Origin of the sequence: Rhizobium sp. CBN3 (genome assembly GCF_030518245.1) — a bacterium.
Classification (GTDB): domain Bacteria; phylum Pseudomonadota; class Alphaproteobacteria; order Rhizobiales; family Rhizobiaceae; genus Rhizobium; species Rhizobium aethiopicum_A.
On record NZ_JAULSE010000017.1, the window covers coordinates 93,912 to 108,222 of the forward strand.

Annotated in this window: 12 protein-coding genes; all 12 read right to left on the reverse strand. The window is 61.3% G+C overall.

Going from position 1 to position 14,311, the window contains the following annotated elements; all coding sequences use genetic code 11:
* Positions 1-43 precede the first annotated feature (43 nt).
* The 12 genes from QWJ46_RS23100 to QWJ46_RS23155 all read right to left on the reverse strand — a co-directional run bounded on the left by QWJ46_RS23100 (position 44) and on the right by QWJ46_RS23155 (position 14,272).
* The gene (locus QWJ46_RS23100; RefSeq protein WP_302754106.1) at positions 44-1,516 is read right to left on the reverse strand and encodes a right-handed parallel beta-helix repeat-containing protein; all 1,473 of its coding nucleotides are present in this window, start codon (positions 1,514-1,516) and stop codon (positions 44-46) included.
* Positions 1,517-2,056: 540 nt separating this feature from the next.
* A complete protein-coding gene (locus QWJ46_RS23105; protein ID WP_302754107.1) occupies positions 2,057-3,553 on the reverse strand; it encodes a right-handed parallel beta-helix repeat-containing protein in 1,497 nt (498 codons plus the stop codon).
* 384 nt (positions 3,554-3,937) lie between these two features.
* Entirely contained in the window at positions 3,938-5,164 is a 1,227-nt protein-coding gene (locus QWJ46_RS23110; RefSeq protein WP_302754108.1) for an ABC transporter permease, read from the reverse strand.
* A gap of 4 nt (positions 5,165-5,168) precedes the next feature.
* Complete coding sequence (locus QWJ46_RS23115; RefSeq protein ID WP_302754109.1) at positions 5,169-6,308, reverse strand: FtsX-like permease family protein; 1,140 nt, start codon at positions 6,306-6,308, stop codon at positions 5,169-5,171.
* A complete protein-coding gene (locus QWJ46_RS23120) occupies positions 6,305-7,009 on the reverse strand; it encodes an ABC transporter ATP-binding protein (protein WP_302754110.1) in 705 nt (234 codons plus the stop codon). The genes QWJ46_RS23115 and QWJ46_RS23120 overlap by 4 nt, the downstream gene beginning before the upstream one ends.
* A gap of 248 nt (positions 7,010-7,257) precedes the next feature.
* A complete protein-coding gene (locus tag QWJ46_RS23125; RefSeq protein WP_302754111.1) occupies positions 7,258-8,421 on the reverse strand; it encodes an efflux RND transporter periplasmic adaptor subunit in 1,164 nt (387 codons plus the stop codon).
* A 413-nt stretch (positions 8,422-8,834) separates the two neighbouring features.
* Positions 8,835-9,842, reverse strand: a complete 1,008-nt coding sequence (locus QWJ46_RS23130) for an AraC family transcriptional regulator (RefSeq protein WP_302754112.1) — start codon at positions 9,840-9,842, stop codon at positions 8,835-8,837.
* 145 nt (positions 9,843-9,987) lie between these two features.
* Positions 9,988-10,569: a dienelactone hydrolase family protein gene (locus QWJ46_RS23135; protein WP_302754113.1), complete on the reverse strand. Its 582-nt coding sequence runs from the start codon at positions 10,567-10,569 to the stop codon at positions 9,988-9,990.
* 110 nt (positions 10,570-10,679) lie between these two features.
* Positions 10,680-11,045, reverse strand: coding sequence for a cytochrome C oxidase subunit IV family protein (locus QWJ46_RS23140; RefSeq protein ID WP_064803412.1), 366 nt, complete (start codon positions 11,043-11,045; stop codon positions 10,680-10,682).
* A gap of 7 nt (positions 11,046-11,052) precedes the next feature.
* Positions 11,053-11,772 (reverse strand): heme-copper oxidase subunit III family protein, encoded by a 720-nt coding sequence (locus QWJ46_RS23145; protein ID WP_184460318.1) that lies wholly within the window; start codon positions 11,770-11,772, stop codon positions 11,053-11,055.
* Between the two features lie 11 nt (positions 11,773-11,783).
* Positions 11,784-12,497, reverse strand: coding sequence for a cytochrome c oxidase subunit 3 (locus tag QWJ46_RS23150; RefSeq protein WP_184460319.1), 714 nt, complete (start codon positions 12,495-12,497; stop codon positions 11,784-11,786).
* A complete protein-coding gene (locus QWJ46_RS23155) occupies positions 12,494-14,272 on the reverse strand; it encodes a cbb3-type cytochrome c oxidase subunit I (RefSeq protein WP_302754114.1) in 1,779 nt (592 codons plus the stop codon). Before QWJ46_RS23155 ends, QWJ46_RS23150 begins: the two co-directional genes overlap by 4 nt.
* Positions 14,273-14,311 lie beyond the last annotated feature (39 nt).

Genomic DNA, 14,311 nt, shown 5'->3' on the forward strand with positions numbered 1-14,311 from the left:
CCGCCACGGCTTCTCGCCGTAGCGGCGATGCGCCCGGCTATCCTCAGTGCAGCACGCCGTGTTGAAGCATAGAGACGATCAGCGGGTCCGCTTCTGAATGATGCAACGGCTGAGGCGCGATCTCATGGTGTGAAATTTCGCTGCCGTTTTCCGGGCCAGCAAGATCGGCGGCTTCGATGGTGACGCCGTGATCGCCGTTGCCAAGTGTGAACCCGTGCTTTTCGACAGCCGCCTTGCCGAAGTGACGAAGCAGCAGGGTTTCATCCGATATACCGTTTTCCCAGACGGGATTGTCGTGGTGGGCGCCGAGCTTATCCGCTGCAATCTTGTCGGCCGCAAGTTTCAGGTCGTTGTGGGATGTGAGCCCGGTGTCCGATACGAGGCTGACACTCGCATCGGCGGCGGCGAGGCTGTCGGCGCTTGCAAGCGTAGTAGGACCTTCTTCGATGATCGTGTTATCGCTGACGGGAAAAGTGCCTGCAGCGATGATCGACGGGGAGATGCTGTATGGCGTGACATCGCTCGCAATGAAATTGTCATGGAAGGATCCGGATGCCGGCCGGTCGACCTTCAATGCCGCTTGGGTAAGATCATCGAAGAGGTTGCCTGATATATCGATGCCCTCGCGAACATAGGTCGTCGTGCCGGCGGAGCTGACCGCTACGCCCCAGACGCCGTCATGGATATAGTTGCCTGATATATCGTAGTTGCGCGTATCGCCCGAGTCGCCGAGACCGATGGCGTAAGACCAGCTGTAGCCGCCATAGCCGGAGATATCATTGTCCTGGATCGCAATATTCGTGCCGGCTTGTGCGCTGATCCCGAAGCCGCCGCCGATGATGGTGTTCCCCTCGATCACAGCGTCCACAGGTCGGATGAGCGTCAGCACGCCCTTTGGCGTCACCGCACCCGTCTGATCGAGATAATTGCCGCTGATGACGATGCTGCTGCTGTCGTTTATCTGGACGGCATCCGCCGTGGTGCCGTGGGCGTTAGTGACGGTGTTGTTGAGGAGAGTGACGCCGTTGATCTTCTCAATCCACATGCCGTCGCCGTTGACATCGTTGATCGTGCTGTTTTCGATGGTGATGTTCGAGCCGGTCCTGATGCTGATGGAACCGGCCTTGCCCGCCAAACCGGTGTGGTCGACCTCGACATTGTTGATCGTCCAGTTCGAAACATAACCGCCATAGATAGCCGCGCCACCGGTGTCGGTGATCTTGATGTTCTCGATGACGATGTTCGAGGTATAAAGGCTGTGAATGCCGTCGCCCGGGCTATGAATGACCGGAGCGTCGCCGATCCCGTAGCTGCCGATGGTGATCGGGGCGTCGACAGTGCCGGAATATTTGAGATCGAGCTGGTCGTTGAACACGCTTCCGGCGGCGAGAAGCACGCTGTCGCCCGGCTGGAGTTTCAGGTTTTCCACCGCCCAGAACGATGCGAAGGGGGAATCCTCGCTTGTTCCGGTGTTCGAGTTGGAGCCGGTCGCTGAATTCACATAATAGACTGTCATATCGCCTTGTTCTCACATTGTCGCGCAGTCGACTGGCTCGACTGCAACGAGTGGATCGGATGCGATCGGGACTAAGGCCGAAAACGCCCCCAATGCTGCGGTTACAGCGATCGAAGGCCCATCGGCCTGCCTTGGTCCCGAGAAGCGCCTGGCGGTGGCGGCACCCTCAAGGCTACAACCTCAACGAAAATAATCCATCGAACAACGACCAAAAGGTGAATGAACGGTATCGGACTGCCTGCGGGCAAGGGCTGTTGAAATGATGTTGACCGCGGTCTTGCCGGTTCCCGGTGCACTTTGAATGCGATTGTGGCTCATCGTGAGACACCGCAATGTTCCGAAGGCAAAGGCGGGGTGAGAACGCCAGACCCGTGTACCCGCTCGATGCACGATCAGGGCGCAATTCTGGTGAATGTTGCGTTCATTCGGCCGCGGCTGGTCGTCAATCCAGTCCCGCAGCAGCAAAGCGGCCGGCTGCCGCTCATGAAACCCCGGAAATTATCCGGGATTTCTCTTTGGTTCAGTTTCAGCTGCGCGCCCTCAGCTCAGCAAGCTATCCATATGGAGGTAGACGGTCAGCGTATCGCCGTCGCTGTGGTACGAGTTTCCATCGTCGATCCCGTAGCTGAAGGTCTCGCTCACATGTCCGTCATGGTCATGGTCGGGGAGCTTCGTTTCATCGAGCGTGTAGGCATAGTTGCCGTCCCGGTCCACGTGGATGACGCCGTAGTCGCCGGTCAGCGTCAGGCCGTCCTTGCCGACGCTTTCGTTACCGAAGCGGCGCAGCACCAGGGTGCCGTTATCGGAGCTGTCGTTTTCGAGGAGATTGCCGCGGTGGGCGTCGCCCGTATCCGTGAGAATCTTCAAATTGTCGTGGACGGCGACAACCGCCGGATCCGCCGACGCCTCCGTGACTGCGGCAGTCGTGACAACCGGGCTCGCCAGCGCCGTCTCGACATTGGCGACCGTATGGTTGTTGCTGACAGTGAAGGTGTGCGCGTCGACGATCGAAGGCGATATGCTGGTGGCGTTGGTGCCGCTCTCGATTGTATTGTTGGAGAAGGAGCCGGAGGCCGGTCTGTCGACCTTCAGCGCCGACTGCGAGAGGTCGTCGAAGACATTGTCGTGGACCTTGATATTCGTGCGGGTATAGCTCGGAGCGTCGGCGGGGGCGGTAATGACGACGCCCCAGGCGCCATCGTGGATGTGGTTGCCCGCAATATCGTAGTCTCTCGCATTCCCGTCATCACCGAGACCGACGGCGAAGGACCAGTTGTAACCGTGAAATCCCGATATATCGTTGTCGCGGATGGCGACGTTCTTGCCCGCTTGTGCGCTGATGCCGAAGCCGCCGCCGCTCAGCGTATTATCCTCGACCACCGCGTTCACCGGCCTGATGAGCACGAGGACGCCCTTGGGGCTATCGGCTTGCGTCTGGTCGAGATGATTGCCTTGGATCAGGATGTTGCTGCTGTCGTTCACCTGGACGGCATCGGCCTTGGCGCCGTGGCTGTTCGTCACCGTATTGTTGAGAAGTTTGAGGCCCTCGACCTTGTCGATCCAGATGCCGTCGCCCTTAGCGTCCGAAATCTTGCTGCTTTCGATCGTGATGTTCTTGCTGTTGCGGAAATTCATGGCGCCTGTTTCACCCGACAATCCCGCCTTGTCGACTTCCACATGGCGAACCGCCCAGTTCGAAACACTGCCGCCAGAGATGGCCGAGCCACCGCTGTTTGTTATTTTAAGGTTCTCGATAACAATGTTCGATGCATAAAGGCTATGAATGCCGTCGCCGCCACTATGGATGACGGGTGCCGCCCCCGTCCCGTAACTGCCGATCTTGATGGGCGCGCTCGCGCTACCGGAATATTTGATATCGAATTGTTCGTTGAACACGCTCCCCTTGGCGAGCAGCACGCTGTCGCCTGGTTTCAGTGCCAAGGATTCCACTTTGGACAAAGTCGCAAAAGCCGAGTTCTGGTTCGTCCCATTGTTGCGGTCGGAGCCAGTCGCTGAGTTCACATAGTAGATTGTCATATCACCAATGTTGCCCTGTTCGTCGGATCGCTATGTCGCCACTGAGACCGACCGGGATCGGCCAATCGTCCTGCGGCCGGGGCAACCGTCCACGGCAAGAAGGCGAGAAGATGTTGTCAATGCGGCAGCGACCGGTTTACGGGTTTTGTTCCACAGGCAACGGCGCCCGGTCTGACAAGGCGCTGAAAAGCCGCAACCAAAACAGGGAAAAGAGCCACTTAGAGGCGAATAAAATCGAGGAACGTCGGGGCAGCGAGATATCTTCTTTCCAGGCTGTACCGCAGTGATTCTGCTTGCGATTCGCATGAAGCCACAGCGCCAGCTATGCCAAGCAGCCCCAATCGTGAGCAGGCCAGAGGGCCTCTCGAATGACGGGGCGGGTGATCATCTCAGCGCTATTTCTCCCCTCGCCTGCAGCGCCGAAGTCAACGGCAGGCGAGCGGCGGCAATCGCCGGCAGGGCGCCGCCCAGGATGCCGATGGCAAGGCCCAGCAGGCCGGCAGTGAACACCACGTCGGGAGTGACGTCGAGCTGAAAGGCCATCCTGGTCGTGTTGCCGCCCATCGTGCTTGCCTGCCAACCATCGAAAGCGAGCTTGGAGGCGAAGACACCGAGGCCGGTGCCGGCCACCGACAGGAGCACCGCCTCCACCCAGGTAGCGACCAAAGCCGGCAGGCGGGCAAAGCCGAGGAGGCGCAGCGTAGCGATCTCAACGCTGCGGTCGGAAATCGAACTCATCATCGTATTCAAGGCACCCGCCGCCGCACCGATCGCCATCAGCAGCGCGATCGGCCAGCCGAACAGGCGGATCAGGCTCTCGGTGCGCTCGGCCTGGCCGGCGTAGAGCTCAATCTCGGAAACGGCCACGAGCGGCGTGCCAGGCAAGGCCGACAACCGATCGCGCAATGCCGCCAGTGCTCTTGCGGGATCGCCTTCGCCGTCGAGCCGCACACGCAGGCTCTGCACCTGCCCCTGCCGGTCGAAAGCCGATTGCACCGCCTCCAGATCCGCCCAGATCTCGGATTCAAAGGCGCTGCCGCCTGAAGTGAAATGTCCGACGATCCTCCAGTCGAGCGCGCCGAGTCGGATCGTGTCGCCGACCGCAAAGCCGGGAAAAGTATCGGCGATGCGGGCGCCGACGACGATCTCGCGCGCGCCTTGCGAAAACAGCCGCCCCCGCGAAAGCCGCGCGCGTTCACGCAAGCCGGGGCCTGCCGGATCCATGCCTCTGAGCGACAGCGTCTGCTCGATGCCCTCATCTTGTCTGACGTCGACGGGAACGACGGTCTCGCGCGACAATGCGGGCCCGCCCGCGCCGTCGCGAGCGATCCCGGTCTCGCCACTCATGGCCGCAAGGCTGCGGATTGCCTCGGCCGGCACCTCCGAACCAGTCTCCTGGTTGGTGCCGCCGCCGAGAATGACTGCGATATCAGGCGAGCCGGCGCCGGCGAGCGCCGCCTCGAAGCCGCGCGCCATCGCCAGGAAACCTGAGAGCACCGCCACGACGAGAGCGACCGACAGCACCATCGACAACGAGATCCACAGCCGGCGCGGCAAGCTGCCAAGGTTGACTCTGATCATAAGAAAGGTCTGCTTGAGCGTTGATGACATTGGATTATCTCGTTCTGAAGGCGTTGACGATGGGCAGGCGCACTGCGATCACCGCAGGCAACAGCCCGGTCAGCAGGCCGAGCCCTGCCATGATGGCGAGAGATTTCGCAAGCACGCTCGTGCCGAAGACGAGGCCGAACTCCGGTCCGATGAAAAGCGTCGCAAGCTTGGCGAGAACAAGTCCGCCCGCGCCGCCGACAAGAAAGATAAACAACGTCTCGCCAAGAATGAGCGCGAGAATCCGCGGACTGGAAAAGCCGAGCACCTTCAAGACGCCGATCTCGAAACGCCGCTCTCTCACCGCGAAGAGCATAGTGTTGACCGCGATCATCAGGATGGTGACGAAGGCCGCCCCCACGACGAGGCTCACGATCAGGCCGATATCAGCGAATTGCCGGAGAAACGCTTCAAGGAACTGCTTTTCCGACTGCGTCCTCGTCTGCGCCGCCGAATTGGCGAATAGAGCATCGATCCGCGCTGCCAGCACACTTGGTGACACGCCTGGGCGCGGACGTACCACAAAGGCGTCGACAGTATCCTTGTCGCGCGCACGAGCCGCATTGAGGGCGTCGTAGCGGGCGAGCATGAAATAGGTATCGGTGTTGGCATCCGCGCCCTCAAAAATACCCGCGATCGTGAAGCTCCAATTGCGGCTGCCGTCAGCCCTTGCAAGCTGCCCGGTAAAGCCGATGCGCTGGCCGATCGACCAGCCCTCGGCTTCCGCCAGTGCCCTGCCGACCAGCACCCGATCACCGGCCTCGTCCAATGCCGCGACCAACTCCGGCGTCAGTTTGAGCTCGTCGCCGTTGGCGGCGGCGATCGCCTGTGGATCGACGGCGCTGACGGCAACCACATTCTTTTCGACCTCGACGAAGCCCCGCATCCGTGCGGTATAGGCGACTGCGACGACATCCCGGTCGGCCGCGATCCGATTGAGGTAAGCAAGCGGCAACGGCAGCCCGCGGCTCGCTTTGTTGAAGACTCCGAGCAGATTGTCGCTGGCGCCGGCCGCTCCTTGGCTGCCGCTGACGAAGCTCGCCGTAAGCCCGTAGATCAGGAAGGCGACGCCGACTGAAAACATCAGCAAAATGGCGCGCAGCCGCTTGCGCCAGACATTGCGCCGCATGAGCTGAAGGAAGGTCATCGGCCCGTCCGTTCCTCGCTGACGAATTCACCCTTGTTGAGACGGAGAGTGCGACGGGCAAAGGAAGCGGCCTCGGGATCATGCGTGACCATGATGATGGTCTTCTGAAGCTCGCGATTGAGAAAACTCAGCATCGCCAGGATATCATCGGCCGATTTGCGATCGAGATCGCCGGTCGGCTCGTCGCACAGAATAAGATCGGGATCGGTGACGATGGCGCGGGCAATGCCGACGCGCTGCTGTTGCCCGCCCGACATGCTCGACGGAAACTGCCGCTGCCGGCCCGCAAGCCCGACGAGATCCATGACCGTATCGACGCGAGCCCGCCGCTCCCTGCGGCCGAGCGGCTTCAACAGCAGCGGCAACTCGATATTCTCCGCCGCATTCAGCATCGGCAGCAGATTGTAAAACTGGAAGACGATGCCCATGGCATGTGCCCGCCAGACCGCTCTTGCCCCTTCTCCCATCTGCTCGAGACGGCTGCGGCCGACCCTGATTTCACCGGCATCCGGGCTGTCGATACCGCCGAGCATGTTGAGCAATGTCGATTTCCCGGAGCCAGAGGGTCCCATGACAGCAACGAAATCGCCGCGCGGAATGGAGAGATCGAGCCCGGAAAAGATCGAAATCGTCTCCGCTCCGATCCTGAAGGACTTCCTGACGCCGACAAGGGCGATATAGGGTTCTGCGGTGTCGGTCATGGTTTTGCTCCTTGGTGTTGCTTGACTAGTCCGAGCTTTGAGGGGACGGAGAGGCTGCCGTGAATGCCCTTCTCCATAGGGGCAAGCGAAGGGCAATGAACGGCGTGCCGTGCGGCCCCCTCATCCGACCCTCGGGCCACCTTCTCCCCGCTGGGGAGAAGGGGGAGCAAGCCGCGGACTTTGCGCGGGCACGTCCTCTCTCCGGCCAGAAGGCCTCCCGCAGGGGACAACCGCGGCATCCGCCATTCTCATCTTGACGCGCGATCCGCAGGATCGCCTCTAAAAACAGCAACACCCGCCCCCTCGCCCACCACCAGCCGAATGCGCGCCGCCATTGCAGGCCGCATGCCCGGTGGCGGCGAAGAGGGCGACAGGCGCAATGTCACCGTGCCCTTCTCCTTGGAAATAACCGGCGCAATTTTCGCCACTTCGACTGTGAATGGTTTATCGGGGAAGCCGTCGAGCACGGCCTCGCCGTTGAGACCCGGGTGCAGCAGCGCCATATTGACCTCGGCCACATCGGCATCGATGACCAGACTTGCGGTATCGGTGATGGCAAGCAGGCTTTCGTTCTCCCGTACGCTATCTTCGCGCGACAGCACGGTGTCGCCGACATGCGCATCAAGCCGCGTCACGGTGCCGGAAATCGGCGCCCGCACGGTCAGCGCCTCCATCTGCTCGCGCGCCCTGTCGATATCGAGCTTCGCCTTTTCGAGATCCTGCCTTGCCTGTGCCGCGGCATTCCCGGCCGTATCGAAAGTGGTGCGCGCTGCCTCCAGCGCCTCGGCCGACATGGCGTCGCGCCCAGCCAACCGCTCTGCACGATCCAGCGACGACCGCGCCTGGGCAAGTGTGATGTTCCTCGCCTCCAGCGCCAGCTCCGCCGCCCGCCCTGCTATATAAGCGCCTCGGAGCGCGAAGCGTGTACCGGTATCATCAAGCCGCACGAGCACCCGGCCAGCAACAACCGGATCGCCTGCCTCGACCTCGACGGCGACGATCCGCCCCTCATATTTGGAAAAAACGGTGGCGATGTCGGGCGCCACGACATAACCGGAGCCTGTGATCTCGCGGCTTGGCGTACCCCGGTTCAGTGCGACGATGCCCGGTGGCGTGGCGTCGTCAATCGCCGCATCCTCAGGCAAAGTCGTGACTGGCAACGCCGCTCCACCAGCCGATAGAACTGCGTCACCGCCCATAAACCTTGCAAGGGTAGCGATCCGCTCCAGCGCGTCCGGCCGATAAAGAAGAGCCACCGCCAGCGACACCGCCCCCGCAAGGGCCAGCATCGCCGATACTCCCCGCCGCCGGGCTCGGCGCTCCCGCGGCTCGATCTCGAAGACCGTGGGCTCGATCGAAAGCGATCTGAGCCTGGCGGCAAGGTGTCGTTCATGTTCCGATGTCGTGTTCATGCCGACAGAATGACCGCGGGCGAAAAAACCGCGACCTGGAACATGTTTCAGGCATGCCTCGATCGCGATTGTGTACGTGGTGGCTGCACTATTGGCGGCCGTGACTGCGCATGCGCGCCTCACTCAACAACTGTATTGCCGTGTGGCCCCCCCTCTGCCCTGCCGGGCATCTCCCCTACAAGGGTGGAGATCGGCAAGAGGCTTGACCATTGGTCCCTCTCCAACGGCATCGACAATTACAATGCTTTCGTTATTTTGGGGCTTTGGTTGTTTGAGGAAGCCATCTCGCCCAGCCCATCTCCCCCTTGTGGGGGGAGATGCCCGGCAGGGCAGAGGGGGGTGTCCCACGGCACGCCCGCCACAACAATCGATGGCGAGTCCTACAGAAGAGCAAGGCCGGGTGGCCCCGCACCTCACCTCTTCCTCCGCCGCCAAGCCACCGGCGTCATATCGGTCACGCGCCGGAACTCCCGATTGAAGTTCGACTTCGTCTGGAAGCCGACCTCGAACATCACCTCGGTGACGGATTTTTCAGTGGCGAACAACAGGTGGCAGGCCTCGTCGATCCTATAGTCGTTGACATATTGCGAGACGTTCTTGTCCATCGCCCGATTGATCGCTGCCGAGATCTGGCGGGCGGGGATCCCGGCCTTGCGGGCGAGCCGGTCGAGATTGAGATTGGCGTCGCGATAGAGCTTTTTTGCCTCCATCAGCGCATCGACCGCCGCGATCGTCGCCTTGTCTTCGCTGGTATCAGACCTCGGCGCCAGCTCTGTTATCTCCGGCGGCACCCGGCTGCGGCTGGCGGCTGCCGCAGCAATGCCGAGGATAACGAGGGCGGCGAGATTTCCCACGCTGATCAGCGCCAGCGCCCGCTCGCTATGCGCCGAGATGAAATCGAGGAAGACGAAAGTATCGACGGCAGCCGAGAGACAAAGCGCGGCTGCCGCGAAGATGATCGCCCGATAGGCCGGAACGGCGCCTTCGAAGGGCGCGAGCCGCAACGCGTCCGCCCCCGGGCGCATCAAAAGCAGGATCGCCACGGCGTAGCCGACGAAGACGAGCACCAGCGCCACGTCGATCGCATCCCGCCAGAAGCTCACCAGCAGCAGGATGAGGATAGCGGGCACGGCATGCAGCCCGATCCGCGCAGCAAGCGACCGCCGGCTCGTCCTCACCAACCTGGAAACCCCGGCATAGGCAAGCGGCGGCACCACTGCTGCAATCACGGGCGCAACCAGCCCCACCCCCTGCACGCCATAGCCCCAACGCAGGCCGGAAAGCGCGGATTGCAGCGCCGAGACCAAGATCAGCGCCAGAAAAGGCAGGTTCGGCGCCACCTCCTCATCGCGCCTGAGAACAGTGGCGAAGAGGATGAGCAGCAGGAGAGCAACGACGAAGGGAAGCGGAATGAAGATCATGGGACTCCAAGATCGGAATGACGAACGGCGCCATCATTGCCGAGACCGCCGCCCAGCGCGACCTCCATCATGTTTTAGAACATATTTTATGTGGGAATTTTTGGATTGGCGGTCGCGGCGTTCGAGCGAACCATGAACGCCGGAATCAGACGCGCCCCAGAAACGCAAGCACGCGGTCAGTGAGCAGCACGGTCGCATCGGCGTCATATGACGGAAGCGAGCTGTCGGCGAAGTAGTGCTGGTCGCCGGGATAGAGGAAAAGCTCCGCGTCCGCGACTTTTGCCACGATCTCGCGGGCGGCATCGATGTCGCCCTCGCCGACGAAGATCGGATCTTTGTCCATGCCGTGGATCTGGACCGGGACGTCGTCTGGCCAGGGTCCGAAGGCCCACTCGCCGCTGATCGGCAGGCAGGAATAGAAAAGCAGAGCCCCGCGGGCTCCAGGCCGTGTTTGCGCCAGCTTCTGCGCTGGCAGCACGCCAAATGAGAAGCCGGCATAGACCAGTTCGGAAGGCAGTTCGTCGGCGAGCCGGACGCCGTGTTCCCTGATGGCGTCGAATCCGATCTCGCCGACATAGGCAAGCCCCTCCTCGATGCTATGGAACGTGCGTCCGTCGAACAGATCGGGCGTGTGGACGATGTGGCCCGCCGCCCTGATGTCGTCTGCGAAGGCACGCACTCCAGGGGTCAACCCTTGTGCGTGATGGAACAGCAAGATCTCAGTCATAAGGCGTCTCCCGTCGAGGTGTTGGCCCGCTCGATAAGAAAATTCAGAGGAGTTCAGACTGGGCCTGCGGCAGTCATCTCAGGCGTCGCACTCGGCCCCGATGACAATATTTAAGGGGCTGCTCCGAAAAAGGCGAGCCGCGTAACGATCGTATATTGCGATTCCGATACCATCAGCGCCACGAAGACCAGCACCAGCACCGGCGGCATCAGGATGGCGTAGACGAGCGCCAGCCGCTCCCAGGCCATATGCATGAAGACCGCTACGATCAGCCCGGCTTTCAGCATCATGAACAGAAGGATCAGCGTCCATCTGAGATAACCCTGAATGCCGAAATAGTCGACAAGGTAAGAAAAGGCGCTGAGCACGAAGAGCAAGCCCCAGACGAAGAGATAGAGCCGGATCGGATGCTGCTGTCCAGTGTGTGCTTGTGCATGCACCGTTTGGGTTTGGGCATGCGCCGTTGTCTCGCTCATGACGACCTCACCACAGATAGAAAAACGCGAAGATGAAGACCCAGACAAGGTCGACGAAGTGCCAGTAGAGGCCCATGATCTCGACGGCTTCGTAGCGGCCTTTCCGGCTGGTGAAGAAGCCGCGCCGTTCCACGTCGAAATCGCCCCGCCAGACCTTGCGGGCGATGATGAGCAGGAAGATGACGCCGATCGTCACGTGGGTGCCGTGGAAGCCTGTTATCATGAAGAAGGTCGATCCGAATTGCGCCGCGCCCCAGGGGTTCTCCCAGGGGCGCACTCCTTCGGTGATCAGTTTCGTCCATTCGAAAGCCTGCATGCTGACGAAGGTTGCGCCAAGAAGTGCTGTCAGCAGCATCAGTATCGCGGTCACGCGGCGGTCGCGGCGATAGCCGAAATTGACCGCCATCGCCATGGTGCCGCTGCTGGAGATCAGCACGAAGGTCATGATCGCGATCAGGATCAGCGGAACATCCTGGCCGCCAATATGCAGCGCGAAGACCTCGCTCGGATTGGGCCAGGGGACGGGGGTCGACATGCGGGCGGTCATATAGGCGATCAGGAAACAGCCGAAGACGAAGGTGTCACTCAGCAGAAAGATCCACATCATCGCCTTGCCCCAGGAGGCGGTCTTGAAGGCGCGCTGATCCGAGCTGAAATCGGCGGCGACTCCGCGTAGGCCCCCGGGCCTGAGGTTTGCATCGCCGTGTGTCTCGATAGTCTGTGCCATCTGCAAATCCCCTAGCTTATCAACGTGCGGCAGAGGTCGACGAAATCATTCGCCCAGCCGGCAAAGACCGCGAACAGCAAAAGCCAGACGGCGAGCATGAAATGCGAATAGATGGCCGAAAGGTCGACGCTGAGGCGCAGTCTCTCCGGCGCAACATCGGCTGCGAACGCCTTGACCGTCGTATGAGCGAGGACGGCAAGCCCGCCCAAAATATGCAGCCCGTGCAGGCCGGTCAGCATATAGAAGAAACTGTTGGCGGGATTATCGGCCAGCACGTAGCCGGCCGCCATCAGCTCCCGCCATGCCTGGATCTGCCCGGCGAGAAAGAAGACGGCAAGCGCAAATGCGGCGACGAGCGCCGGTCGCAGACTTTCCATGCGGCCATGCTGCGCTTCGCGTTTGGCCCATCGCAGCGCCGCGCTACTGAGCACAAGGGCTGCGGTATTTACCCAGAGCAGGCGCGGAACCGGCATCCCCCACCAGTCGGCCGAGGCCGCACGCATAAAATAGGCGCTGACGGCAAGGCTGAAGAGCGCGCCGACGACGCCCAAGAACACGAAGAGGCCGATCTTGACCGCCGGTACGGGAGGCCGTTCGGCGCCGCCATGCGCCGGCAGCTGCACCGATCCGGTTTCGAGCCAGGGCTTCGAGGCCAGCCGCTGTCCGGAGAGCCACCAGATGATGATGGCGGCGACAGCGGCGAGGAAGGTCAGCATGACGTTCATGCCGGAACCTCCCGCGTGGTGCCGCCCGTTGCAGGCACGTTTTGCGGAATGAAATCCTCGGCCGCCCCAGGCACGCTGTAATCATAGGCCCAGCGGTAGACGACGGGCAAATCCGTGCCCCAGTTGCCGTGTGCGGGCGGCGTCTGTGGCGTCTGCCATTCGAGCGTCGTCGCCCGCCAAGGATTGCCCCCCGCCTCCTTCCCCCGCAAAAGGCTCCAGACCAGGTTGAACAGAAAGACCATCTGCCCGGCCCCGACCACAAGCGCCATGACGGTGATGAAGATATTCAGCGTGTGAGCAGAAGGCGGAACGAAGGCCGTCTCCCCCATCTCGAAATAACGGCGCGGCACGCCGAGCAGACCGAGATAATGCATCGGAAAGAAGATCGCATAGGTGCCGAGGAAGGTGATCCAGAAGTGTATATGGCCGAGCGTATTGTCCAGCATGCGTCCCGTCACCTTCGGATACCAGTGATAGATCGCCCCGAAGATGACGAGGATCGGCGCGACCCCCATGACCATGTGAAAATGCGCAACGACGAACATCGTATCCGACAGCGGCACGTCGACGACGACATTGCCGAGGAATAGGCCGGTCAGGCCGCCATTGACGAAGGTGACGATGAAGGCGAGCGCAAAGAGCATCGGCAGCGTCAGATGGATATCGCCGCGCCACAGCGTCAGCACCCAGTTGTAGACTTTGATCGCCGTCGGGATGGCGATGATCAGCGTCGTGGTGGCGAAGAAGAAGCCAAAGGCCGGGTGCATGCCGCTGACATACATGTGGTGCGCCCAGACGACGAAGCTCAAGCCCCCGATGATGACGATCGCCCAGACCATCATGCGGTAGCCGAAGATGTTCTTGCGCGCATGCGTGCTGATCAGGTCGGAAACGATGCCGAAGGCCGGCAGCGCGACGATATAGACCTCTGGATGCCCGAAGAACCAGAACAGATGCTGGAACAGGATCGGGCTGCCGCCACCATGCTGCAGCTGCGTGCCCATCTCGACGATCGCGGGCATAAAAAAACTGGTGCCGAGCAGGCGATCGAACAGCATCATCACACAGGCGACGAAGAGGGCCGGAAAGGCCAAGAGTGCCATGACGGTTGCGGTGAAGATGCCCCAGACGGTGAGCGGCATCCGCATCAGCGTCATGCCGCGGGCGCGGCCCTGCAGCACTGTCACCACATAATTCAGGCCGCCCATGGTGAAGCCGATAATGAAGACGATCAGCGAGGTGAGCATCAGCAGGATGCCCCAGTCCTTGCCGCCTGGTGTGCCTGACAAGACGGATTGCGGCGGATAAAGCGTCCAGCCGGCCCCTGTCGGACCGCCGGGCGCGAAAAAGCCGGCGACGAGGATCAGCACCGCAAGCAGATAGATCCAGTAGCTCAGCATGTTCGCATAGGGAAACACCATGTCGCGCGCACCCACCATCAGCGGGATGAGGTAGTTGCCGAAGCCGCCGAGGAAGAGCGCAGTGAGCAGATAGATCACCATGATCATGCCGTGCATCGTAATGAACTGGTAATAGTGATCGGCATCGATGAAGGCGAAATAGCCGGGAAAGGCGAGCTGAATGCGCATCAGCCAGGAGAGCACCAGCGCCACCAGGCCGATAGAGATGGCGGTCAGCGAATATTGGACGGCAATGATCTTGGCGTCCTGGCTGAACACATATTTGGTCCACCAGCTGTGCGGATGATAAAGCTCGACATCCTCGACTTCGGCGGTCGGGATGACACCTGCGCTGCCGGACGGAATCTCGACCATGATATCTCCTCCTATGTCAGCCGGTTGGTTCAACCGGCC